Below are 22,900 nucleotides of genomic sequence, written 5' to 3' on the forward strand. Positions count from 1 at the left end.
GTCATTTCAATGTCACTTTCGCTCGCTAGACCCATCTCATTCGAATGAGTTGGTGATATGCGCAGTCAAGGACATTCCTGGGAAGAGACTCGGGACAGGATCAGCCAAGAGATAACCACCGGGCGGCTGGCGGCAGATTCAAAGCTGCCTTCGGAACCGGAGCTTTGCGTGCTTTACGGCGTCCGCCGCCATTCCCTACGCAAGGCCCTGGCGGCCCTGGTAGCGGAAGGCAAGCTGCGGGTCGAGCACGGCCGTGGCACCTTTGTCGAACGCGCACCCCTGCTCAACTACGTCATCGGCACGCGCACCCGCTTCCGTGAAAATCTCATGGCGCAGGGTCTGACGGCCTCGGGCGAAACGCTGTCCGAGATGAAGATTCCGGCGAGCGAGCGAGTCGCCGGGGCGCTCGGAATCGACAAGGACGCACCGGTTTTTGCCCGCTCCTGGCGCGGCTTTGCCAATGATCTGCCGATCAGCATGGGCTGGGCTTATCACGACGCGACACGCTTCCCCGACCTGCAGGAGCGTCGCCACCATACGCCTTCGATCACCGAGGTTTATCGCTCCTACGGCATCACCGACTATCACCGCCAGCGCACGACCGTCTTCACCCGCATCGCCACCGAGCACGAGGCCGGCATGCTCATGTTGCGTCCCGGCCAGTCCGTCCTGGTGGTGCAGAAAATCGACGCCGATCTCGACCGCAACCCCATCGGTTTCTCTGAAGCCGTGTGGGCCGGCGACCGCGTCCAGTTCACCTTCGAAACCAATCAACCAACCGTCATGTCCACCGAGAACGATTCCCATGTTTAGCGAAACCCCGGCCGCTGGCCCCGGTCACGGCGAGATGCTCGACATTCTCGCCCGAGCCCGCCCCGATCGCCTCAAGCAGCACGCTGAAACCCTGCTGTCCGCGATGGGCGAGATCAGTGTCATCGCCAACCGCACCGGCCTGGTCATGGTGCCCATGCGCGACACGGTCAAGTACGTCGACTTCCACCTCGGCGAAGTGCTGGTGAGCGAAGCCCACATTGCCGACGCCGCCGGACATGTCGGCTATGGCATGGTCACCGGCCGCGACCTGGAGCGAGCCATGGCCATGGCGGTAATCGACCTCAGCGTCGCCGCACGCGGCCAGGACGATGCCACGACCAGCTTTCTCGAACAGGAACGATCTCATCTCGCCGCCGTCGACGAAGAACGCATGCGTCAGGTCGAGGCCACCCGCGTTGAAATGGAGACTTTCTGATGCTGACTGTGGCCCTTCCCGATGCCGTGGAACTGCGCTCGAACGCCACCTTTGAGGCGCTGATGTGGGCCCTGTCGCGCCCCGGCGATATCCGCACCTTGCCAGAGGCCGGCTTCGACGCCATTGCCGAAACCCTGGTCGATCTCGAATGCAGCGCCTATGCCGATACGCCCGCCATGCGTGAGCGCATCGTGGCGAGCGGCGCGCTGCTGGTTGACCGGATCGGCGCCGCCGACCATGTGTTCCTCACCTCAATCGACAATGCCGGCCAGCAATTGGCCGAGATCAATTGCGGCACCGCGCTTTACCCCGATGACGGCGCGACCATGATCGTTGCCGCCGCTCACGGCGGGCCGCGCGTTCGCCTGACCGGCCCCGGCATCGAGGACACGACAGAGATTGCCCTAGGCGTGCCCCCCCGTTTCTGGGCCATGCGGGAGATGCTCTGTCTTTATCCCGAAGGCTTCGACATTTTCTTCATCGATGGCGACAAGGTCATCGGCCTTCCGCGCTCGACTAAGGTGGAGGTGCTCTAGATGGCCTATGTTGCAACCCGCGGTGGCGAAAAGGCCATCGAACAGGCCGAACGGTTGTTCCGCCAAGACCTCGGCACGATCGATGCACAGCGCGTCGAAGCCATTCGCACCACCATGCCCTATCTGATCGACCGGGTGATGGGCGAAGCTTCGCTCTATGACGACCAACTCGCTGCCTTGGCTCTGGCCCAGACTGGTGGGGAACTTTCCGAAGCCGTGCTGGTGCTGCGGGCCTGGCGCACCACCCAGCCGCGCCTCGCCATCGCCCGCCCCGTCAGGCAGGACGAAGTCCTGACCCAGCGCCGCATCTCGGCCGCCTTCAAGGACATTCCCGGTGGCCAGATCCTGGGACCGACGCTGGATTACTCCCACCGCGTGCTGGCAACCGACGTGCTCGAAGGCAAGCCGTTCACGCCGCCTGAAGTGGACAAAGCAGCGAGCCCCGCACCTGCCAGGCAGCCCTCACTGGCCGACTGGCAGCGCCAACAAGGGCTGGTCGCGCCGACCGAGCCGTCAAATGTTACACCTGAAGACATTCCCGATCTGACGCGCGAACCCCTGCTCTTTCCAGCCTCGCGCGCCCATCGCCTGCAAAGCCTGGCCCGCGCCGAAACCGGCGGCGTCCTGGCCCTCGGCTATTCGGCCATGCGCGGCTATGGCAATGCCCACCCCACGGTCAACGAACTGCGCCTGGGTGAAGCCAATGTCGTGGTCCGCCATCCACGCGGCACCGAGTTCTCTGCCGGACGCGTGCGCGTCAGCCAGGCTGAAGTCACAGCAAAGGAGAAGGGCGGCTATCTCGAACTCGGCTTTGCCGCCACTTTCGGCTGGAACGAGGTCAAGGTCATCGCCGCGGCCACGCTCGATCTCAACTCCGATGACGCCCCCGTCGGCTCGCCGGTGCATGAGGAATTCTACCTCTATCACACCGAAAGCGTGGAGGCCTCGGGCTTCTGTATTCACTTCAAACTTCCGCACTACGTCACGTTCCAGTCGATCCTGGACGCCATGCGAGACGCCAAAGTCAAAAGGGCCGCAGCAGAGGCAGCTGGCGAAGTCTATCTCGGCGAACCCGAAGAGGAGCCCGTCTTATGAGCCTTGCAAGCCTGACCAAAGACTGGGCCGCCACTAGCTACGGCTTCCTCGACGCCTCGGCCAAGCGCGAACTGCGCCGCAAGATGCTCAAGGCCATCGCCGTGCCGGGTTGCCAGATGCCCTATGCCAGTCGAGAAGTGCCGATGGCCCGTGGTTGGGGCACGGGCGGCCTGCAGGTGACGCTGACCCTGGTCAATTCGGCCTCGGTCGTCAAAGTCATCGATCAGGGCGCAGATGACGGTGTCAACGCCGCCTCGATCCGCCGCTTCATTTCCCGCGTTTCCGGCGCGGCGGAAACTTGGGACACCTTGGACGCGACCATCGTGCAGTCCCGCCACCGCATCCCCGAAGAAATCATGCGCGAGGATCAGGTGCTGGTACTCCAGGTCCCCAACCCCGAACCGCTGCGCGGTGTGGAACCCAACATCTCCATCGCCCGGCAGATGCATGCCGATGCCGATTACGGCAAGCTGTGGCTGACGCTTTACGAGCAGATCGTGCGCAAGGGCCGCATCATGCAGGGCGCATCCTATCCCGCGATGGTCAATGGACGCCATGTGATGACGCCTTCGCCCATCCCCCGCTGGGACGTGCCCAAGCTCAATATGGCCAAACATCTGACCTTTCTTTCGGCCGGCCGCGAAAAGCGTCTGCATGCCGTGCCGCCCTATACACGCGTCGAACCACTCGTGTTTTCCGATCGTGCTTACCAGGTGGAAGACCATGCCGACCTGACCTGCCGCCGGTCTGGCGTTCAGGGCTTCTTCATGAACGAACTGCCCCAGGACGGCGGCGGCTCGGTGTTCGAAGTGTCCGATAGCAATCTGGGCATCAAGGCTATCGACAAGGCCGACGGCAATACGACCGAAATCGGCGAAACCTGGTATCGCAATGGGGAGTATTCGGCATGAGCCTCGACCTCGGCCTTCCGGCGCTGGAGCGCGCTGCACCCCGCTTGATGCGGACCGAACCGCTCTTGAACATGCGCGACATTTCCAAATCCTACGGCAATGTGCGTGCCCTGCGCCATGTCGATGCGGCCGTCTATCCCGGCGAAGTCATGGGTATTGTCGGGGAAAGCGGCTCGGGCAAGTCGACGCTTCTGCGCATGATGAACCTTGAGGATACCCCGGACAGCGGCGACTATACGCTGCGCCTGCCCGGCCGCGAGAACGAGAACCTGTTCGATCTCACCCGCTATGAACGCCGCATGCTCTGCGCCCGCAATATCGGCATCGTCTATCAAAACCCCCATCTGGGATTGCTGATGAAGCACTCCTCCAGCGGCAATGTCGCCGAGCGACTGCTCATCGCCGGCGAGCGTAGTTTTGAGGTGCTGCGCGACAAGGCGCGCGAAGCGCTCGACGCCTCCGAATTCCCGCTCGACCGCATGGATGCGCGGCCCATCGAGCTGTCCGGCGGCATGCAGCAACGCGTGCAACTGGCCAAGGCTATCGCCCTCGAACCTGCTCTTCTGCTGCTCGATGAACCGACCACCGGCCTTGATGTCTCCGTTCAGGCTCTGGTGCTCGACACGCTCAAACGCCTGCAGCGCGATCGCAACATTACCATGGTGCTGGTTAGCCACGATCTGGGTGTCATCCGCACCATGGCCGACCGCGTCATGGTGATGCGCCACGGCGAAGTGGTGGAACAGGGCCTGGCCGACCAGGTCTTTCAGGACCCCCAGCACCCCTATACCCAGCAACTCGTTCACGCCAAGCTCTGAGGTGATCCCATGACGACCACGCCCCTATTGCGCGTTCAGGGTCTCACCAAGACCTTCCGCATGTATCACCTCGACAGCATGCTGCATGCCTTCGAAGACATCAGCTTTGATCTGTATAAAGGTGAGTTTCTGCTGCTGCGCGGCCACAACGGCGCCGGCAAGTCAACGCTGCTACGCACCATCTGGCGCAGCTACCTGCCGGTTGGCGGTCAGGTGCTCTATGCATTGAGCCATGGCGAGATTGATTTGGCCAATGCCGCCGATGTCGATATCGCCCTGCTGCGCCGCGAAGAAATCGGCTTCGTGACCCAGTTCCTCAACGCAAGACCGCGCGTGGCCGCCCAGGATATTGTCGCCGAACCACTGCGTCTGGCTGGTGCCACCCAGGCCGAGGCGCTCGATCAGGCCCGTCACTGGCTCGACCAGTTCGGCGTGCGTCCCGAACTCTGGCGCGCTTATCCGAGCACCTTCTCGGGCGGTGAACAGCAAAAGGTCAATCTGGCCCGCGCCCTGATCCTGCCACAGCGCCTGCTGTTGCTCGACGAGCCCACCGCTTCCCTCGATGTCGGCGCCCGCGCCGCGCTCGTGCGACGCCTGGCTGATCTCAAAGCCCACGGCGTCGCCATCATTGGCGTGTTCCACCATCCTGGTGACGTGGCCGAATTGATCGACCGCGAAATCAACCTCAACACCAGGGTCCTTGCCGACCAAAACGCCGAGGAAGACCATGTGGCTGTCTGACTTTCAAATTGTTCTTGCGGATCGTGTCATCGATCGCGGCGCCTTGCGCATCCAGGACGGGCTGATTGCCGAGATCAGCGAAACCCCAATTGCCGATGCCGATATCGAAGGCAACGGCCTGCTCTTGCTACCCGGCATGATCGACATGCATGACGATATGATCGAGCGCGAAATCGAGCCGCGCCCGGGCGTGCGCATGCCCATCGATATGGGGCTGCGCGATCTCGACATGAAGCTGGCCACCGCCGGCATCACCACCGCCTATGCCTCTCTCTCCTTTGCGCCCGGCTCCACCTATGGCCACATGCGCTCCTACGACTTCACCAGCGCCCTGATCCGCGCCGTCGTCGCGGCACGCCCCAATCTGCTGATCGACCATCGCGTGCATGCGCGCTTCGAGGTGACCTTTCCGGCGGCCCTTTCAGTGGTCAAGGAACTGGTCAGCGAAGGCGCGGTGGATCTGGTTTCCCTCTGCGACCACACTCCCGGCCAGGGTCAGTATCGCGACCTCGACCTGCAGGCGACCAATATGTCGAGGAACAAGGGCATTTCGCTTGAAGCGGCCATGGAACAGCTTCAGCAGCGCATTCGCGACCGCAAGGAAACCGCCGGCGACATGACCGAAACGCTGCGCGCCATTACCCAATATTGCACCATGCACGGCGTGCCCGTGGCCAGCCACGACGACGACACGGTCGAGAAGGTCACCCTGATGGACCAACTCGGCGCCAATATTTCCGAGTTTCCGGTGACCCTGGAAGCCGCCGAGGAAGCGCATCGCCGCGGCATGCTCAATGCCATGGGCGCACCCAATGCCCTGCGCGGTCAATCCTATTCGGGCAATCTCTCGGCCCGCAATGCGCACGCTGCCGGCGTGCTCGATTTGCTCGCTGCCGACTACCACCCCTCGGCCATGCTACCCGCACTGCTGGTATTGGCCGAAACCGATCCCGATGGTCTGGCTGGCGCCGCCCGCCTCACCTCGCTTAATCCCGCCCGCGCCCTGGGCCTCGAAGATCGCGGCGAAATCCGCATCGGACTCCGTGCTGATCTGGCTGTCGCGTCCCGCACCGGTGTGGGCCAGGTACACGCCACATTCTCGTGCGGCCGCGTCGTGCATGCCGATGGCACTCTCGACACCCATAGGACCAGCAGGCGTCACGAGCATGTCATTCGAATGAGTTAACGCTGTCATCTTGTTGACCTAGGGTCTCTTCATGGCAACGCCACGAGGTGGAAAATGCTGGAACTGAGAAACGTCACCAAGCGCTTCGGTGACACGATTGCGGTCAACAATGTCTCGACCAATTTCGAACCCGGACAGATGGTCGGCGTCATTGGGCGCTCCGGTGCCGGCAAATCCACCTTGTTGCGATTGATCAATCGTCTGGCAACAGCCGATGAAGGTCGGATCACTTCCGGCGATATTGACGTCCGCAACCTGAGCGGCACGCAATTGCGCGCCTGGCGCGCCCGCTGCGCCATGATTTTCCAGCAGTTCAATCTGGTTAATCGGCTCGATGTGCTGACCAATGTACTGATCGGCCGGATCGGCAATGCCGGCACCATGCCCGTGCTGTTCAAGCATTTTTCGGCTGCCGACAGGGCCAATGCGGCCATGGCGCTTGACCGCCTCGACCTGCTCTCCCAGGCGTTGCAACGCGCCGACACGCTTTCGGGCGGCCAGCAGCAGCGTGTGGCCATCGCCCGCGCCCTGATGCAGAAGCCAAGCATTATTCTCGCCGACGAGCCGATCGCTTCGCTCGATCCGCGCAATGCGCGCCTCGTGATGGAGGCGCTGCGCACCATCAACCAGCAGGACAAAATTACCGTCATCACCAATCTGCACACGCTGGATGCCGCGCGCGCCTATTGCGACCGCATCATCGGCATGGCCCATGGCCATGTCGTGTTCGACGGCACGCCCGATATGCTGACCAGCTCGATGATCCAGCAGATCTATGGTGATGAACACGAAACAGCCGTGGACGAGAGCCTGACCTCGACCATTGCTGCGACCGGTGCGGCAAGCCAAACCGGCAAACGACACCTGGAGGCGGCGCACTAGCTGCCCATCTTCCCCGAACTCGGAGCTACACAAATGCTTACCCTGACGCGCCGTGGCCTTGTGGCCGCGCTGGTTTCGCTCGCCCTGGTTTCCCCTGCCTTCAGCCAGGACTGGCGCGAGGAATATCCCGAACTGACCATCGGCATCTCGTCGAGCGAGAACGAAACCGACGCCATCGCCCGCAATCAGCCCTATGCCGACTATCTCAGCCGCGAACTGGGCGTGCCGGTCAACATTGTGCGCGGCACCGACTATGCCGCCGTGATTGAAGCCATGCGCTCGGGTCACGTGCAGGTCGCCTCGGTCGGCCCGGCCGCCTATGCCCTGGCGCGCAAGATCATGGGCGAGGACATCGCGCCTGTAGCCGTAACGCTCGATAACGAAGGCAACCTTGGCTACCACTCGATCCTGGCCGTGCGCGCCGACAGCGACTATCAGTCGATCGAAGACGTCAAAGGTGCCTCCTTCGCTTTCGCCGACCCCAATTCCACTTCGGGCTATGCCGTTCCCTCCTATTATCTCGCCACAGAGCTGAACACTTCGGCCAGTGACTACTTCAGCGAAGTCGCCTTCTCCGGCGGTCACCAGCAGAGCGTCATGGCCCTGGTCAACGGGACCTTCGATGTTGTCGCCACCCATTGGCGCAACGAAGAGGCCGGCAATATCCAGACCATGGAAAATAACGGCCTGATCGAAAAGGGTTTGACCCGTATCATTTGGAAGTCCCCGGTCATTCCAAACACGCCCGTCATGATGCTCACCACCCTGCCCCAGGCGCTGCAGGACGAATTCAGGACCGTCCTCATGGCCTTCCCCGAAAAGGATCCCGAAGGTTTCGCCGAATACACCCGCGGCACCTCCAGCGGCTATGTCGCGGCAACGCATGACGACTATCTCGATGTTGTGGCGATCACCGAGTTCAACGCCGAACAGCGCCGCAAGAACGGCAACTGATCCCTTCCTGGCCGGTGCGCATCCCGCGCATCGGCCTCTTTTCTCGTGAGGCGCGCGTGTCCACACTCTCCCCAACCAATGGCCGGTTGACCTCGACGACGCGGGAAGAACGATTGCTCTCGTTTGACGAGCGCTATCGCCAGCAGCAATTCACTCGCCGCAACTGGACCCTGCTCTATGGGGCGTTGTTCCTGGCGGCGCTGGTCGGGTCGGTAACCGTCAGCGATTTTTCCATTCCGGGTCTCATCAAGGGCCTGCCCATGGCCTGGAACTACATCCTGGGCACATTCCCCACACTGACGCTGGAGAATTTCTGGGCCGACCTCGCCAACTGGTACTGGGGCCTGCGCTTCTGGCTGCGCCTGCTGGTCGAAACCATCCTTATGGGGTTTGTCGGCACCGTGATGGGTGGCGTCATTGCCCTTGCCCTGAGCTTTCCCGCATCGCGCAACCTGGTTGAGAATACCGGCACCTATTTTGCCGCGCGCCGCACACTCGAATTCTTCCGCACCGTGCCCGAACTGGTCTTTGCGCTGATCTTCGTCTTCGCCTTTGGGCTCGGTCCCTTTGCCGGCGTGCTGGCCATTGCGGTTCACACTGCGGGCGCACTTGGCAAGTTGTTCGCCGAGGTCAACGAGAACGTCGACCCACGCCCCATCGAGGGCGTCCGTGCGTCCGGCGGCAACTGGTCCATGATCATGCGCCTTGGCGTCGTGCCCCAGGCCCTGCCCAACTATGCCAGCTATTTGCTCCTGCGTTTCGAGATCAATGTGCGCGGGGCCTCGGCATTGGGCCTTGTCGGCGCAGGCGGCATTGGCCAGGACCTCTACGTCGCCATCCGCCAGTTCGAATACACCGACATCTCGGCAATCATGTTGCTGTTGATCCTCACGACCTCGGTCATCGACATCACCTGCGAAGCCATCCGCCATCGCCTGATTGGCCACACCCTGACACAGGTTGCCTGACCCATGAATGCCACGCTGACCGCCGACATCGCCCGCTTCAGGCGCACCAATCCCCAGATCTTCACCCGCCCCCTGCATGAGCGCCTGCGCACATGGGGCCTGTGGCTAGCCTTTTTGGCTATTCTCGCCTTCGGCCTGTGGTGGATCGATGCCTCGCCGATGCGCATCGTCAATGGCCTCAACAAGCTCGGGCTGTTGGTCACCCTGATGATCCCACCTTGGCCGGGCGATGGTCTATGGGACTACACCTATGCCATGTTCGAAACCCTCGCCATGGCGTTTCTGGGCACGTTGATCGCCTTTGTCGTGGCCCTGCCACTTGGATTTCTCGGCGCCAAGAACATCGCCCCCAACTGGCTGTTCCATTTCGGACTCCGTCGCTTCTTCGACGCCTTTAGGGGCATCGACGGTCTGGTCTGGGCGCTAATCTTCGTTTCCGCTGTTGGCCTCGGGCCCTTTGCCGGCGTGCTGGCAATTGCCGTGGGCGACGTCATGGTCTTCGGCAAGCTTTTCGCTGAAGCCATCGAAAACGTCGACAACAAGCCGGTGGACGGCGTCCGGGCCTCCGGCGGCGACAACATCCATGTCGTTCGGCTCGGCGTCTTCCCTCAAGTGTTCCCGGTAATGATGAGCCACGTGCTCTATTTCTTCGAATCCAATGTCCGCTCGGCCACCATCCTGGGCATTGTCGGAGCCGGCGGAATTGGATTGCAATTGTCCGACCGCATCCGCATCAACAACTGGCAGGAAGCCGCCTTCATCATCCTGATGATCCTGGTGACTGTGGCGATTATCGACGCGATCTCCCGCCGCATTCGCGCCCGGCTGATTTAGCCTGCAACATCAATCACCGGATCCTGCTCGACGTGCGGGCGAGCAGGATCACCGGAAGGATGCCGATGGCCACGATGATCAGAGCGGCCAAAGCCGCATCTTCATAAGTGCCGCGCGCCGCTTCGCCGTAGAGCAGCGTGGCAAGGCTCTCGAAGTTCAGCGGCCGCAACAACAACGTCGCGGGAAGCTCTTTCATGCAATCAACGAAAACAAGCAGTCCCGCCGCCGTCAGTGCTGAGCGGGACAAGGGCAAGTGAACGCGCAACAGCGTCCCGCTCGACGACTGGCCCAGCGTGCGGGCCGCATGGTCGTAAGCAGGCGGAATCCGGCTCAATCCGGCTTCAATGCCCCCCGCCGAAATGGCCATGAAGCGGGCGGCATAGGCGTAGACCAGCGCGGCTCCCGATCCGAGCAGCAACAGCCCCCCCGGCAATCCCGTCCAGGCCGTCCACCAGCCCCCCAACGCGCGATCGAACGCCGCGACTGGCACCAGAATGCCAATTGCCAACACAGTTCCCGGTACCGCATAGCCCAGGGAGGCTATGCGCATCGCCGCGCTGGCCCAGGTTGAAGCGTGCAGGCGTGAGGCATAGGCCAGCGCAAAGCCAATGGCCAGAATGGTCAATGTCGCGATCGCCGAGACGCTAACCGTATTGGCGGTGGCGCGCAGCAATGATCCCGACAGACCGGCAAATTCCAGCCGCCGCGCGGCGGCCACGACCAGGTAAATCGCCGGACCGGCAAACCCGATCAGGATCGGCGCCACACCCAGACCGAAGGCGATCGCGGCAGCAGGCCCCTTGAGCGCAAATCGCTGCATCTGCCGCGCATTCTGCGCCGTGGAGGCAAACCGTCGATTGCGCCGCGCCCATCGCTCGAGCATCAATACGGCCAGCACCAACACCAGCATGCCAATGGCGATCTGCGCTGCTCCTGCCAGATCCGTGCGCACGATCCAGGTCGTGTAGATGGTTGCAGTCAAGGTGCGCACGCCCAGAAATTGCGCCGCCCCCACATCGTTGAGCACTTCCATCAGAACCAGCGACACCCCAACGACGATAGCCGGCCGCGCCAAGGGTAGCGCCACCCGCCAGAAAATGGCGGAGCGTGGCACGCCGAGCGTCCGCGCAACTTCGGTAACGTTGGCCGCCTGGGTCAGGAACATGGCCCGAGCCGTCAGGTAGACGTAGGGATAAAGGACGAACCCGAATACCAGGATTGCGCCCCACATCGCCCGTAGATCGGGCAGGCGGAACTGGCGCGGACTGGAGTAGCCCAGCATCCAGCGCAGCACGCCCTGCACCGGCCCCAACGGGTTCAGGATATCGAGATAGGCATAAGCCATGATGTAGGTCGGCACCGCCAAAGGCAGCAATAGCGCCCATTCGAGCACGCCGCGCCCGCGGAAATCATAGGCGCTGACAATCCACGCCGCGCCGGTGCCGACCATGGTCGCGATCAGGCCAGAACCGGCCAGAAGCACCAGCGTATTCCAGGTCGACTGCGGCAGAACGAATTGGAAGATGTGGCCCCACAGCCCCCCGGTATCGGCCACCGCCGTTGCCGCAATCGCCACAATGGGGACAAGCGCAAGAGCCGCCGCGACAAACGCCACGGCGGCCCAGGGGCTGATTGCGATATCAGGGCGGCTTCGTCGGCGCCCTCGAGTCATGTCGGCCATAAGGAAGAGCGGCGTCCTTTGGACGCCGCGCCAATGCTCTAATTGCTGAAAGTGTCGAAGTTGACTTCGTCGACCAGTTCGCTGGCCCGTTTGCGGTACGGCAGCACCTCGGTCAGCGACAGGCTGTCGGGTTCCAGCGTGCCAAATTCCGCAATGATCGGATGAACCTCGGCGGTCGTGGACACCGGGTATTCGAAATTGGCTTCGGCATAGAGCTTCTGCGCCGCGTCGGAGACCAGATATTCGAGCAGTTGGACCGCTTCTTCACGATTGGGAGCATGCGCCGCCACAGCCGCACCGCTGACATTGACCAGCGTTCCGCCGCCCTCAAAGGTCGGGAGGATGACCTTGACCGCATCTGACCAGCCCTTTTGCTCGTCGCCGCTGGAGCCGCTGGCCATCAGACCGTAATAGTAGGAATTGGCCACGGAAATATCGCAGACACCAGCCGCAATGTCGCGCGCACCATCACGGTCGCCACCAGCGGCGGGACGCGCCTGATTGGCCTTGATGCCTTCAAGCCAGCTGCGTGTGGCATCCTCACCATACTTGGCCATATAGGCCGCGAACATCGCGGTATTGTAGGGGTGCTGGCCCGAACGGATACACAGCTTGCCGCGGAATTCTTCGTCGTCGAGCTGCTCATATGTGATGCTGTCGAGATCGAGTTCCTTGGCCGCATAGACAACGCGGGCACGACCCGACAGGGCAAACCAATTGCCTTCGGCGTCCCGCAGCGAGGCCGGAACGGCCGCTTCAAGGATTTCAGACTCGACCGGCTGGGTGACACCGGCATCGACCAGATCGATCAGGGCGCCGAAGTCAACGGCCATCAACAAGTCGGCCGGCGAGCTCGCGCCCTCTGCCTGAACCCGCTCGATCAGGCCGCTCTCGAGAAAAACTGTGTTGACCGCAATGCCGGTCTCAACCGTGAAAGCATCGAGGATCGGCTGGATCAGGCCCGGCTCACGCGTGGTGTAGATATTGACTTCCTGACCCAGCGCCGGGACGGCCACCGCCATTGCCAGCACGCTGGCCACAGCAAAACTCTTGAAATGCTTGCGCATAGTCGAACTCCCATTGCGACGACGTTGAGGTGCCCGGATCGGTCCGCCACACCCTGTTCGAGGCCGCAAAAGCCATATCGGATAGTAGAAGTCAAGTTTTTCTGAGGCACCTTAGAATCGATCTAAACTATTGATTGTGCTCAATAATCAGACCGGTTCGTTTTCCGATGGAAATATCAATACCTCATGCGCATTTACGGCGATTTTCACCGTATCGCCCGGGCGCACATCATGTCGTGACGTACCGCGCATCACCAGGGGCTCATCCATCCCCTCGACGGCCAGCAGCAGTTCCTCGATTTCACCCAGAATGGTCCGGTCTAACACCTGCGCGGGAAGGCCGGCCTCGCTCAGGATGATCGACTGCGGCCGCAGCAGCACCTTTGGCACCCCCTCAAGACCCGGCGCAGGAAAGCGCCCAAGTGGCGTCTCCAGCACATTGGCCTTCAAACGCGCCGGAATTACATTCATGATAGAAAAGAACGAGGCGGCGTAGGCAGTCCAGGGCGCATCATAAATGCGCTCGCCGGTCCCCATTTCAACCAGGCGGCCTTTTTGCATCAGCGCCACCATGTCCCCAATGGCCAAGGCCTCTTCCGGATCATGGGTCACGACCACTGCCGTCATGCCCAGCTCCCGCACGATTGACAGGGTCTCGTGCCGCACACGATCGCGCAGGCCGCGGTCCAGATTGGAAAATGGCTCATCCATCAGCAGCAGCCGGGGTTGCGGCGCCAGGGCTCGTGCCAGGGCCACTCGTTGCTGCTCGCCGCCGGACAGCATATGCGGGTAGCGATCCGCCAGGGCTGTGATGCCGATGCTGCTCAGAATTGAGTCTACACGGGCCCCACGCTCTGCGCGCGGCAGCCGGCCGAGCCCAAAGCCGATATTGTCGCGCACGCTCAAATGCGGAAACAGGGCATAGTCCTGGAACATGAAGCCGACCCGGCGATGCTCTGGCTCGACAAACACGCCGGGCGCCGACATCGGCGTACCCTCAATGGTAACACTGCCGGCATCGAGCGTTTCTATGCCCGCGATCGTTCTGAGCAGCGTCGATTTCCCGCAGCCGGAATGCCCGACCAGGCACAACACCTGTCCGGCCCCGATCTCGAGTGAGACATCGTCAAGCGCCGCGACACGGCCGAAATGCCGCGTGACGCCGGACAGGACAAGCATGGACTTTGCCTTTTTCATGCCTGCTAGTGGCGTTCGGCCCGCTCGATTGTCAAGTGATGCAGGCAAACCTGCCTGATCGGACTGTGTTCGAATTGTAGGTGAAGGAGAGGGGACTGGAGAAGACAACCATGTATCTCCAGCGTCTCGCGTTCATGTCACCGCCATCTCAGCCGTCAGGGCCTGCTTCAGTTTGAAGTAATTCGGCCAAGCTTCGTTCTTGCTGCGCTCAATAGCGGCTGCAAGCGAAAAGCCGTTGGCGGCACTGACCTTGGGCAGCTCGTCCCAACCCACCGGGACGGCCACCGGGGCGCCTTCTCGCGACCGTACCGAAAAGGGGCAGATCGCAGTCGAGCCGCGTTCATTGCGCAGATAGTCAATGAAGACACGTCCCTTGCGCTGTGCCTTGGAAAGGCTCGCCGTGTAGCGCTGCGGCTCCTCATCCGCCAACGTCTGGGCAAGCCCCTTGCAAAAGGCTTTCGCCTCCGGCCATTCAGCCTTTGGCCGCAAGGGCACGATGACGTGGATGCCTTTGCCACCCGAGACCATCGGGAAACTGACCAGTCCCAAATCCTTGAGCCGGTCGCGAATGTCGAAGGCAGCGCTGACAATGGCTGAGAAATCCAGGCCTTCGTCCGGATCGATATCAAACACCAGGCGGTCAGGCTTCTCGATATCGTCGAAATGTGAGCCCCAGACGTGCCATTCGAGCACGTTCATCTGAGTGCCCGCCACGAGCCCGGCCAGATCCTCGACATAAAAATAGTCTTGTTTCTCGCCGTCCTTTTCCACCACGGACCCGGAGCGCAATTGCTCTGGAAAACCGCCCGTATCGTGCTTCTGGAAGAAACACTGCTTGGTTCTCCCCTGCGGGCACCGCACCAGGCTCAACGGCCGCCCTGTGATATGGGGCAGCATGGCCTCGGCCACGTCCTCGTAATAAGCGACGATTTGCGACTTGGTGATCCCTTGCCCAGGATAGACTATCCGGTCCGGGGAGGTCAGGCGAACACCCAGCTTTTCAGCGACGGCCTCGCCATCATCGTCAAGACTCTGGCTTTTTTCCATGCTTACCTCCTTGGCGGGCTTGTCGCCGCGCAGGCCGATAAAGCTGGGATGGCGCAGGATATCGTCGCCCGTCAGCTCGGTATAGGCGATCTCGGCGACCAAATCCGGGGTGACCCATTTGGAGCCGCGCGCGCGATCCTTAGGCACGGCAGCGAACGGGCTGGTCTTGCGCTGGCGCTTCTCTAGCGCCTGGCCCAACTCGGCCAGCATGTCCTGGCTGAAGCCGGTGCCCACGCGCCCACGGTAGAGCAGCCTGTCCCCTTCCCATGTCCCCAGCAGCAGCGAAGCAAACCCTTTGCGTTTGGACGAAGGCGACCAGCCACCGATGACAAATTCCTGCCGTTTGAGGCACTTGATCTTGAGCCAGTCCTTGCTGCGCGCACCCCGATAGGACGCATTGGCACGCTTGGCGATCACACCTTCATGCCCATCGCGGCACAGGGCATCGAGCACGCTCTGCCCATGCCCTTCCACATGCGATGAATACTGCACGGGATCGTTTTTGGCCGTTTTGGAGAGCAGCTTTTCAAGCCGCGCCTTGCGCTCGGTCAGCGGCAGCTTGGTCAAATCCTTGCCATCGGCCTCGAGCAGGTCGAATGCGAAATATTCGAGCCGCCCGCCATCAGAAAGCACCGCCTTGAGCGTCGAGAAGTCCGTGCGCCCCTTGTCATCGAAAGCGCAGATTTCTCCGTCGATCAGCGCTGAGCCGATCTTGAGCTTTTGCAATGGCGCCACCAGGGCACCAAACTGCTCGGTCCAGTCCAGTCCATTGCGTGTGTAGAGACGCACATTGTCGCCGGCAACTGCAGCCAGGCAACGATAGCCGTCATATTTCATTTCAAACAGCCAGTTCTCGCCCGCCGGTACGCTGTCGACCAGCGTCGCCAATTGCAATGAGCGAAAGGCCGGCGTTTTGTCCGGCTTCGCCTTGGGGCGCTGCGGAGCCTTGTTGATCTCCTCCGCATTTTCCGGCTCGGAATGCCAGACCGCCTCCGCCGGTACTCTGGTTTTCTTCACTGGCTTGGTGCCGGAGGCAATCCCCTTGAGGTCCCGGCCAGTTTCGATTGATCGGGTGAAACGCGTGGTCAGCGTATTCTTGTCGCGCGCATAGGTGTCCCGATGCTTGATCAGAAGCCAGTTTTCCCGGTTCGGAGCATTCCGGCGCTTGGTGTCGCGTCCCTTCATGTGCACCAGCACATATTCGCCCTTCATGCGCTCACCGTAGAGCCTGAGCTTGAGGTCGCCGCTTTCGAGCCCCTCATGCGGATCACCGATCGGCTCCCAGGTGCCGCGGTCCCACAGCATCACGGTGCCGCCGCCATATTCGCCTTCGGGAATGGTGCCCTCGAAGCTGCCATAGTCCAGCGGGTGGTCCTCAACGCGCACGGCCAGGCGCTTGTCGGCAGGATTGTTGGACGGCCCCTTGGTGACCGCCCAGCTCTTGAGCACCCCATCGAGCTCGATGCGGAAGTCATAGTGCAGCCGGGTGGCGTCGTGCTTTTGCACCACAAAGCTGCCGCGTCCGGACTTGCTACCTTTGGGCGCATCACCAGCCGGCTCTTGCGTCTTGGCGAAGTTGCGCTTGGCCTTGTAGTCGCGGAGCAGATCCCCTGCCTTGTCTGCCGCCATGCTCAGCTCGCTTTCTTGCGTTTAGGTTTGCTGGTTGCCGGCCGTTTGGTCGAAGCCTTCTTCTTCTCGCCGCCTTCCAGGCTCTCCTTGAGGGCCGCCATCAGATCGACCACATTCTCGCCGCTCGGACGCTCGGGCGCTTCATCTGCTGTCGCGGTGATCTTGCGCCCCTTGGACTTCAGCTTCCGCTTGATCAGGTCCCGCAGGGCGCCCTGGTAATGATCCTTGAAGGCGCCGGCATCAAAGGGAGCGGTCTTTTTTTCGATCAACGCGGTGGCGACCTCCAAGAGGTCCGCCTCGGCTTTCTTGCCGGAAATCTGCGAGAAAAAGGGATCGGTTTTGCGAATCTCTTCCTCATAGTGAAGTGTCTCCAGCATCAGCCCTGTGCCGGAAGGCTTGATGGCTGCCAGATATTCCTTGCCCCGCATGGAGAGCTGGCCCAGGCCGACCTTTTCGGTCTGGCGCAGGGCATCGCGAATGACCCGGAATGCGTCCTCAGCCAATTCGTCCGTGGGCACCACGAAATAGGATTTGTCGAAATAGATCGGGTCGATCTCGCAGGCCCCAACGAACTGGGTCAGTTCCAGCGTCTTACGGGTCTCGAGTTTGACCGCGTCGATTTCGTCGTTGGTGAGCAGAACGTAATCGCCCTTCTCATACTCAAAGCCCCGGATGATCTCGTCCTTGTCAACCGGCCCAACGCCCGCCACGACTTTCTCGTAGTGAATAGGTTTTCCGGTGGGTTCGTGTATCTGCCGGAAGCTTGGCCGGGCCCCGGATCGGGCGGCGCTGAACAATTCCACGGGGATGGCGACCAGCGACAGACGAAGCTGGCCTTTCCAGATTGGACGCGAAGCAGGCATGGCGTTTCCAGATATTGGCTCGTTTCGCCAATTCAACGCCGGACACTCTTCCCCGTTCCGGGCGCTCCCCACTGGAACGTTTATCAGGCCCGAACATTTCCAGCGGGAAATGAGGTGATGGGTTATGCAATCGGCGAGGATCGTTCTGGACCGGATGCGCGCTGACGAAGCCGGCCCCGAGTTCAAACTTGTCTATTCTTCCGATGAGATGCCGGGCTGGCGTCGGCAGAGACGCGGGCGTGGCTTTTCTTATGTCGATGACAACGACAGGCACCCCCGAGCTTCAGAGCTGGTGCGTATCAGGGCTCTCGCCATACCCCCCGCCTGGAACGATGTTTGGATATGCAAGGACGGCTGCGGGCATATCCAGGCCACTGGTCGCGACGAGAGGGGGCGCAAGCAATACCGCTATCACGTCGCGTGGACTGAGCATCGCAATGCCAGCAAATTCGACACACTGGCGGCTTTTTCCAAGGTTTTGCCGGCCCTTCGCCAGCAGGTCCAATCCGATCTGCGCCGCCGCAGTTTTACCTATGAGCGCGTGACGGCATCGGTGGTTTGGCTCCTCGACAACAGCTTGATCCGCGTGGGCAACCCGGCCTATGCCCGGGACAATCAGAGCTTCGGACTGACGACACTCAGGCACCGGCATATCGACATCACCGGTTCGACACTGCATTTCCATTTCAAAGGTAAATCAGGAAAGCAGTGGCGTCTGCAACTTGCTGACCGGCGCATCGCCAATGTGGTTCGCTCGCTGCAGGATATGCCGGGCCAGCACCTGTTCCAGTATGAGGGCGAGGAGGGTCTTTGTGCCATCACCTCGCGCGATGTGAACGACTATATCGCGGCTTTTGCCGGACCCGACTTTACCTCCAAGCATTTTCGCACCTGGGCGGCCACCGTCAGGGCGTTCGGTCTGTTTTCGACGCTGGGCCTGCCGGAGACCAAATCCGCCACAGCACGAGCTATCAACAGTGTCATTGATCAGGTTGCCGATCGGCTGGGCAATACCCGTACTGTCTGCCGCCAATGTTATGTGCATCCTGCCGTGCCGCAGGCCTGGCAGGATGGCGTCTTGCCCCTACCCGGCCGGCTCAAGCCCATCGAGGGGTTGGACGAAGACGAGGTGGGGACCAAAGCTTTCTTAGAAAACCTGAACGGCTCTTGATTGGGCCGGGATCGAGCCCTTTCATGACCAGCACACCCACTGCGATGGACGGTGGGTCTGGTTGAGGCTTGTTCGGTCATGTTTTGAAATGTCTCGATCAGCGCGTCCACGTCATCCCGGCAGTAAGAGCAGGCGCCCGAAGGCGCCTGCATATCCGAATTACCAGGGGCGCTCTTCCAGTTCGACGGTCTTGTCGAAGGGCATGCCCAGCTTCTCGTAGAAGGCGCGACGCATGCGGCGATCCTTGTCCTGCACCATCCACGCCCGCTTGGCGATCTCTTCGCCGTCTTCCTGCGGGATCACCACAATGCCGTCGTCGTCGGCAATCACCCCATCGCCGGGGCGCACATACACGCCACCGCAGGTGATCGGCTTGCCCATAGAGGAGAGTTCGAGCCGACCCGCCATGTGGCGCATGGAGCGAACTGAGCAGAACACCGGGTCCTGCTGCATGATGCATTCACCCGAGTCTCGGCATGCACCATCAATGATGAAGCCGACCGACCCTTTGACGCGCGCATCAAGCAGGTTGTTCGAGCCCAGCAGGCCGCAGCGGGACTGCTTGGTGTCGACCACGTGCACTTCATCAGGGGCACCGAAACTATGGCCCGCCGGCCAGAGGGCGTCGGGATGGCTGCTGCGATCCGGATTGCGCTTATATTGACGATCATCGAACTCGTCGTAGCTCATCGCCGGGATGGTGCGGTTGATAATGTTGAATTCGGCGGTCGTCGCGATGCCGGCGAAAAAGATGCCGGGGAACAACGGTCGCAGCCGCGGATCCATCTCATAGGTGTTCATGTAGCCCATGGAATCCAGGGCGTCGGTTACGTCTGAGGTACGTACCTTACGCAGGATCTCGAGTGTGCTGCTATTGATAGCCATGTTACTTTCCTTCTAGTGATTTCAGGTCTGACGGCGCCCGCACATGCGGGCGCTGAGGAGCTCAGTTGAGGATCGACAGGCCGGTCTCGCCGTCGAAGAAATGCATGCGGGTGGTGTCGAACCAGACAGTCACCGTGTCGCCCAGGCGCACCTGGCTTTTGGCGTTGAAGCGGGCGATGCAGCGCGCCTTGCCGGCCTTGGACTTGATCTCGTCCAGGCTGTCCGAGCTGCGCACCTCGGCCGGCTTCGCGTCGATGCCGATATGGACGATCACATCCGAACCAAGGGCTTCGACCAGATCGACTTCAGCAGCGATGCAATCGGACGGATCGGCGTTGGCAATCGAGGATGCCTCGGCAAGATCCTCGGGCCGAATACCTACGATCAGCTTGCGTCCGGCATATTGCGACAGGCTGGAGAATTGCTCGACAAGCGTTGCCGGAAGCTTCAACCGATTGTCGCCCAGCCGGAGGAAGAGCGTATCGCTCTCCTTTTCGAGTTCGGCCCAATACATGTTCATGGTGGGCGAGCCGATAAAGGCGGCGACAAAGGTGTTGCGCGGCTTGTTGTAGATGTTGGACGGGGTGTCGACCTGCTGCAGGACGCCATCCTTGAGCAGAGCCACGCGGTGCCCCATGGTCATGGCTTCCACCTGGTCGTGGGTCACATAGACGGTCGTGACACCCAGCCGGTGCTGGATCGACGCAATTTCGGCGCGCATCTGCACCCGGAGCTTGGCATCCAGATTGGACAGTGGTTCGTCCATCAGGAAGACCGAGGGCTTGCGAACAATCGCCCGGCCCATGGCCACGCGTTGGCGCTGGCCGCCGGATAGCTGGCCGGGACGCCGCTTCAGATAGGCTTCGAGTTCAAGCACGCGCGCGGCTTCGTGCACCCGCTTGTCCACCTCCTCCTTGGGCATTTTGGCGATCTGGAGCGGGAAGGCGATGTTGTCGTAAACGCTCATATGGGGGTAGAGCGCATAGGACTGAAACACCATGGCGATGTCGCGATCCTTGGGATGCGTGTCGTTGACGAAGTCATCGCCGATCCACACGGCCCCGTCGGTAATCTCCTCAAGTCCAGCGATCATCCGCAAGGCGGTAGATTTGCCGCAGCCCGAGGGACCGACCAGGACGAGGAATTCCCCATCCTCGATCTCCAGGGAGACATCGTTGACGGCGCGAAGCTGTCCACCGGCATAGGTTTTGGTCAAATTCTGTAGAGTTACACTGGCCATGGGTCTGCTCCGGGCGGATCACTTGAAACCTTGCGTGGCGATGCCCTTGGTGAGCAGCCGCTGCGAGGCGAGGAAAAAGCCGAGCACTGGGCCAATGGAGACAAGCACCATGGCGAACAGTCCACCAAAGGAGGAGGAACCGCCGCTCGGATCGAGGAAAAGCCGCAGAGCTACCGGAACCGTCATGCGGTCCGTGTCGGTGAGGTAGATCAACTGGCTGAAGAAGTCGTTGTACGTATTGATGAAGGTGAATACCGCTGTGGTGGCGAGCGCCGGCATCGACAGAGGCAGAATGATCCGCCAGTAGCGCTGCCAGTAGGATGCGCCGTCGACCACCGCCGCCTGTTCAAGCTCATGGGGCAATGAGCGCATGAACTGCACCATCAGGAAGATGAAGAAGGCATCGTGCGCCAGGAATTTCGGCACCACGAGGGGCAGGATGGTGTTCACCCAGCCGATATTGAGAAAGAAGATATATTGCGGGATCAGCTGCACGTGGATCGGCAGCATCATGGTGCCGAGCATGATGGCAAAGAGCCACCACTTGCCGCGGAATTCGAGCCGCGCGAAGGCGTACGCCGCCATTGAGCAGGCCAGAAGGTTGCCGACGATCGCCAGGGCACAGATGATGAACGAGTTCACATAGAACTGCGTGAACGTCAGATTCCCATAGAGCTGCCAGCCGCGAACGAAATTCTCCAGCGTCCAGTTGGTGGGGATGAACCCCATGTCGCCGAAGATCTCGGTCTCGGGACGCAGCGCGCTCAGCACCATCCAGATAACCGGGTAAAGCATGATGCCGAGTATGGCGATCAGCAAGGTATGCAGGCCCAGGCCCTTGAGCCGGCGGATATTTTCGCGCTTGCGCCGCTCGGAGCGCAGCAGCTCTGGATCGTATGTCTTAACGGTCGCCATAGAACACCCAATAGCGTGAGGACCAGAACATCAGCGCCGTGGCGAGGCCGATAGCGATCAGCAGGACCCAGGCCATGGCCGACGCGTAGCCCATCTGCAGCTGCTGGAACGCCTGCTGGTAGAGATAGAGAGAATAGAGCAGCGTCGAATCCACCGGCCCGCCCCGCCCATTGGAAACCACGAAGGCCTGGGTGAAGGACTGGAAGGAATTGATCAACAGCAGCACGGTGTTGAAGAAGATTACCGGCGTGATCAGCGGCAGGGTGATCCGACGGAAGCGCTGCCAGGCATTGGCTCCATCGATCGAGGCAGCCTCATAGTAGGATTCCGGGATCTGCCGCAGGGCGGCCAGAAAGATCACCATGGACGCACCGAAGGTCCAGACATTCAATGCGATAACGGAGGGCAAGGCAAAGGTTGGATTGTTGATCCAGCCACGGCCAGCCACACCGAACAGCGCCAGGATGTCGTTGACGACGCCGCGCTCGCCGAAAACCTCTTTCCAGAGCAGACCGATGCCGACACTGGCACCGATAAGCGAGGGCACATAGAAGAGCGAGCGGTAGATTGCCAGGCCCCGCAGGCCGCGATTGAGCGCCACCGCAACGGCCAGCGAGAACAGCAGCACCAGCGGAACCGAGAAGCCAACATATTTCAGCGTCACCCAGATCGAGGTGATGAAGCGTCGATCGGATGTGAACAGCCGCACATAATTGTCGAACCCGACAAACGAGGGCAGGCCGATTACTGCATAATCGGTGAAGCTCAGATAGAGCGACGCCAGCATGGGCAGGGCCGTGATCAGAATGATGCCGGCAAACCAGGGCAAAAGGAACATGTAAGCCGCCCGGTTGTCGGCCTTCTTCAGGGCAGATCCTGTTCTGTTTCGGGGGATTTCCCGCACGGACCTTGCCGTTTCCGACGCGGTCAGTACCGGACCATTTGCGGCATCAATCGAGCTCATTCACTCTCCCTCTCCGCCTGCCACAGGGCCGGCCTTGGGTCTAAACAGCTTCAGCTATGCGCCGAAG

The 22,900-nt window shown here is 61.3% G+C and carries 22 protein-coding genes; 13 read left to right on the top strand and 9 right to left on the bottom strand.

The features are described from left to right. Positions 1-57 precede the first annotated feature (57 nt). From phnF to phnE (GGR20_RS08445), 12 genes are read left to right on the top strand one after another with little or no spacing between them, the layout of a single operon-like run. Complete coding sequence (gene phnF, locus GGR20_RS08390) at positions 58-813, top strand: phosphonate metabolism transcriptional regulator PhnF (protein WP_183310797.1); 756 nt, start codon at positions 58-60, stop codon at positions 811-813. Continuing rightward, complete coding sequence (gene phnG / locus GGR20_RS08395) at positions 806-1,249, top strand: phosphonate C-P lyase system protein PhnG (RefSeq protein WP_183310798.1); 444 nt, start codon at positions 806-808, stop codon at positions 1,247-1,249. Before phnF ends, phnG begins: the two co-directional genes overlap by 8 nt. After that, positions 1,249-1,785 carry a phosphonate C-P lyase system protein PhnH gene (gene phnH, locus GGR20_RS08400; RefSeq protein ID WP_183310799.1) on the top strand — a complete coding sequence of 179 codons (537 nt, stop codon included), beginning with the start codon at positions 1,249-1,251 and terminating at the stop codon, positions 1,783-1,785. Before phnG ends, phnH begins: the two co-directional genes overlap by 1 nt. Beyond that, positions 1,786-2,880: a carbon-phosphorus lyase complex subunit PhnI gene (locus GGR20_RS08405; protein WP_183310800.1), complete on the top strand. Its 1,095-nt coding sequence runs from the start codon at positions 1,786-1,788 to the stop codon at positions 2,878-2,880. Beyond that, positions 2,877-3,791 (top strand): alpha-D-ribose 1-methylphosphonate 5-phosphate C-P-lyase PhnJ, encoded by a 915-nt coding sequence (locus tag GGR20_RS08410; protein ID WP_183310801.1) that lies wholly within the window; start codon positions 2,877-2,879, stop codon positions 3,789-3,791. Before GGR20_RS08405 ends, GGR20_RS08410 begins: the two co-directional genes overlap by 4 nt. After that, positions 3,788-4,609: an ATP-binding cassette domain-containing protein gene (locus tag GGR20_RS08415; protein ID WP_183310802.1), complete on the top strand. Its 822-nt coding sequence runs from the start codon at positions 3,788-3,790 to the stop codon at positions 4,607-4,609. Before GGR20_RS08410 ends, GGR20_RS08415 begins: the two co-directional genes overlap by 4 nt. A gap of 9 nt (positions 4,610-4,618) precedes the next feature. Then, on the top strand, positions 4,619-5,350 hold the full coding sequence (locus GGR20_RS08420) for a phosphonate C-P lyase system protein PhnL (protein ID WP_210283121.1): 732 nt from the start codon (positions 4,619-4,621) through the stop codon (positions 5,348-5,350). Continuing rightward, on the top strand, positions 5,337-6,536 hold the full coding sequence (locus GGR20_RS08425; protein WP_183310803.1) for an alpha-D-ribose 1-methylphosphonate 5-triphosphate diphosphatase: 1,200 nt from the start codon (positions 5,337-5,339) through the stop codon (positions 6,534-6,536). The genes GGR20_RS08420 and GGR20_RS08425 overlap by 14 nt, the downstream gene beginning before the upstream one ends. A gap of 54 nt (positions 6,537-6,590) precedes the next feature. Further along, positions 6,591-7,418, top strand: coding sequence for a phosphonate ABC transporter ATP-binding protein (gene phnC, locus GGR20_RS08430; RefSeq protein ID WP_183310804.1), 828 nt, complete (start codon positions 6,591-6,593; stop codon positions 7,416-7,418). Positions 7,419-7,451: 33 nt separating this feature from the next. Further along, the gene (gene phnD, locus GGR20_RS08435) at positions 7,452-8,372 is read left to right on the top strand and encodes a phosphonate ABC transporter substrate-binding protein (protein ID WP_183310805.1); all 921 of its coding nucleotides are present in this window, start codon (positions 7,452-7,454) and stop codon (positions 8,370-8,372) included. Between the two features lie 56 nt (positions 8,373-8,428). Then, on the top strand, positions 8,429-9,340 hold the full coding sequence (gene phnE, locus GGR20_RS08440; RefSeq protein WP_253560200.1) for a phosphonate ABC transporter, permease protein PhnE: 912 nt from the start codon (positions 8,429-8,431) through the stop codon (positions 9,338-9,340). 3 nt (positions 9,341-9,343) lie between these two features. After that, positions 9,344-10,174: a phosphonate ABC transporter, permease protein PhnE gene (gene phnE, locus GGR20_RS08445; RefSeq protein ID WP_183310806.1), complete on the top strand. Its 831-nt coding sequence runs from the start codon at positions 9,344-9,346 to the stop codon at positions 10,172-10,174. A 13-nt stretch (positions 10,175-10,187) separates the two neighbouring features. On the opposite strand, the gene GGR20_RS08450 is transcribed toward phnE (GGR20_RS08445), so the two are convergent. From GGR20_RS08450 to ku, 5 genes are all read right to left on the bottom strand, one after another. Further along, a complete protein-coding gene (locus GGR20_RS08450; RefSeq protein WP_246349505.1) occupies positions 10,188-11,846 on the bottom strand; it encodes an ABC transporter permease in 1,659 nt (552 codons plus the stop codon). 47 nt (positions 11,847-11,893) lie between these two features. Then, the gene (locus tag GGR20_RS08455) at positions 11,894-12,922 is read right to left on the bottom strand and encodes an extracellular solute-binding protein (RefSeq protein WP_183310808.1); all 1,029 of its coding nucleotides are present in this window, start codon (positions 12,920-12,922) and stop codon (positions 11,894-11,896) included. Positions 12,923-13,069: 147 nt separating this feature from the next. After that, the gene (locus GGR20_RS08460) at positions 13,070-14,119 is read right to left on the bottom strand and encodes an ABC transporter ATP-binding protein (RefSeq protein ID WP_183310809.1); all 1,050 of its coding nucleotides are present in this window, start codon (positions 14,117-14,119) and stop codon (positions 13,070-13,072) included. Positions 14,120-14,251: 132 nt separating this feature from the next. Beyond that, positions 14,252-16,795, bottom strand: a complete 2,544-nt coding sequence (gene ligD, locus GGR20_RS08465) for a DNA ligase D (RefSeq protein WP_183310810.1) — start codon at positions 16,793-16,795, stop codon at positions 14,252-14,254. A gap of 2 nt (positions 16,796-16,797) precedes the next feature. Then, positions 16,798-17,658 carry a non-homologous end joining protein Ku gene (gene ku / locus GGR20_RS08470; protein ID WP_183310811.1) on the bottom strand — a complete coding sequence of 287 codons (861 nt, stop codon included), beginning with the start codon at positions 17,656-17,658 and terminating at the stop codon, positions 16,798-16,800. 124 nt (positions 17,659-17,782) lie between these two features. Between ku and GGR20_RS08475 the strand changes: the two genes are divergently transcribed. After that, positions 17,783-18,829: a DNA topoisomerase IB gene (locus GGR20_RS08475; protein ID WP_183310812.1), complete on the top strand. Its 1,047-nt coding sequence runs from the start codon at positions 17,783-17,785 to the stop codon at positions 18,827-18,829. A 159-nt stretch (positions 18,830-18,988) separates the two neighbouring features. On the opposite strand, the gene GGR20_RS08480 is transcribed toward GGR20_RS08475, so the two are convergent. The 4 genes from GGR20_RS08480 to GGR20_RS08495 all read right to left on the bottom strand — a co-directional run bounded on the left by GGR20_RS08480 (position 18,989) and on the right by GGR20_RS08495 (position 22,833). Next, the gene (locus GGR20_RS08480; protein ID WP_183310813.1) at positions 18,989-19,714 is read right to left on the bottom strand and encodes an RraA family protein; all 726 of its coding nucleotides are present in this window, start codon (positions 19,712-19,714) and stop codon (positions 18,989-18,991) included. A gap of 61 nt (positions 19,715-19,775) precedes the next feature. Further along, positions 19,776-20,954 carry an ABC transporter ATP-binding protein gene (locus tag GGR20_RS08485; RefSeq protein WP_183310814.1) on the bottom strand — a complete coding sequence of 393 codons (1,179 nt, stop codon included), beginning with the start codon at positions 20,952-20,954 and terminating at the stop codon, positions 19,776-19,778. Between the two features lie 18 nt (positions 20,955-20,972). After that, positions 20,973-21,869, bottom strand: coding sequence for a carbohydrate ABC transporter permease (locus tag GGR20_RS08490; protein ID WP_183310815.1), 897 nt, complete (start codon positions 21,867-21,869; stop codon positions 20,973-20,975). Beyond that, positions 21,856-22,833 (bottom strand): carbohydrate ABC transporter permease, encoded by a 978-nt coding sequence (locus tag GGR20_RS08495; RefSeq protein ID WP_183310816.1) that lies wholly within the window; start codon positions 22,831-22,833, stop codon positions 21,856-21,858. Before GGR20_RS08495 ends, GGR20_RS08490 begins: the two co-directional genes overlap by 14 nt. Between the last annotated feature and the right edge of the window lie 67 nt (positions 22,834-22,900).

This window comes from Devosia subaequoris (assembly GCF_014197055.1).
Classification (GTDB): Bacteria; Pseudomonadota; Alphaproteobacteria; order Rhizobiales; family Devosiaceae; genus Devosia; species Devosia subaequoris.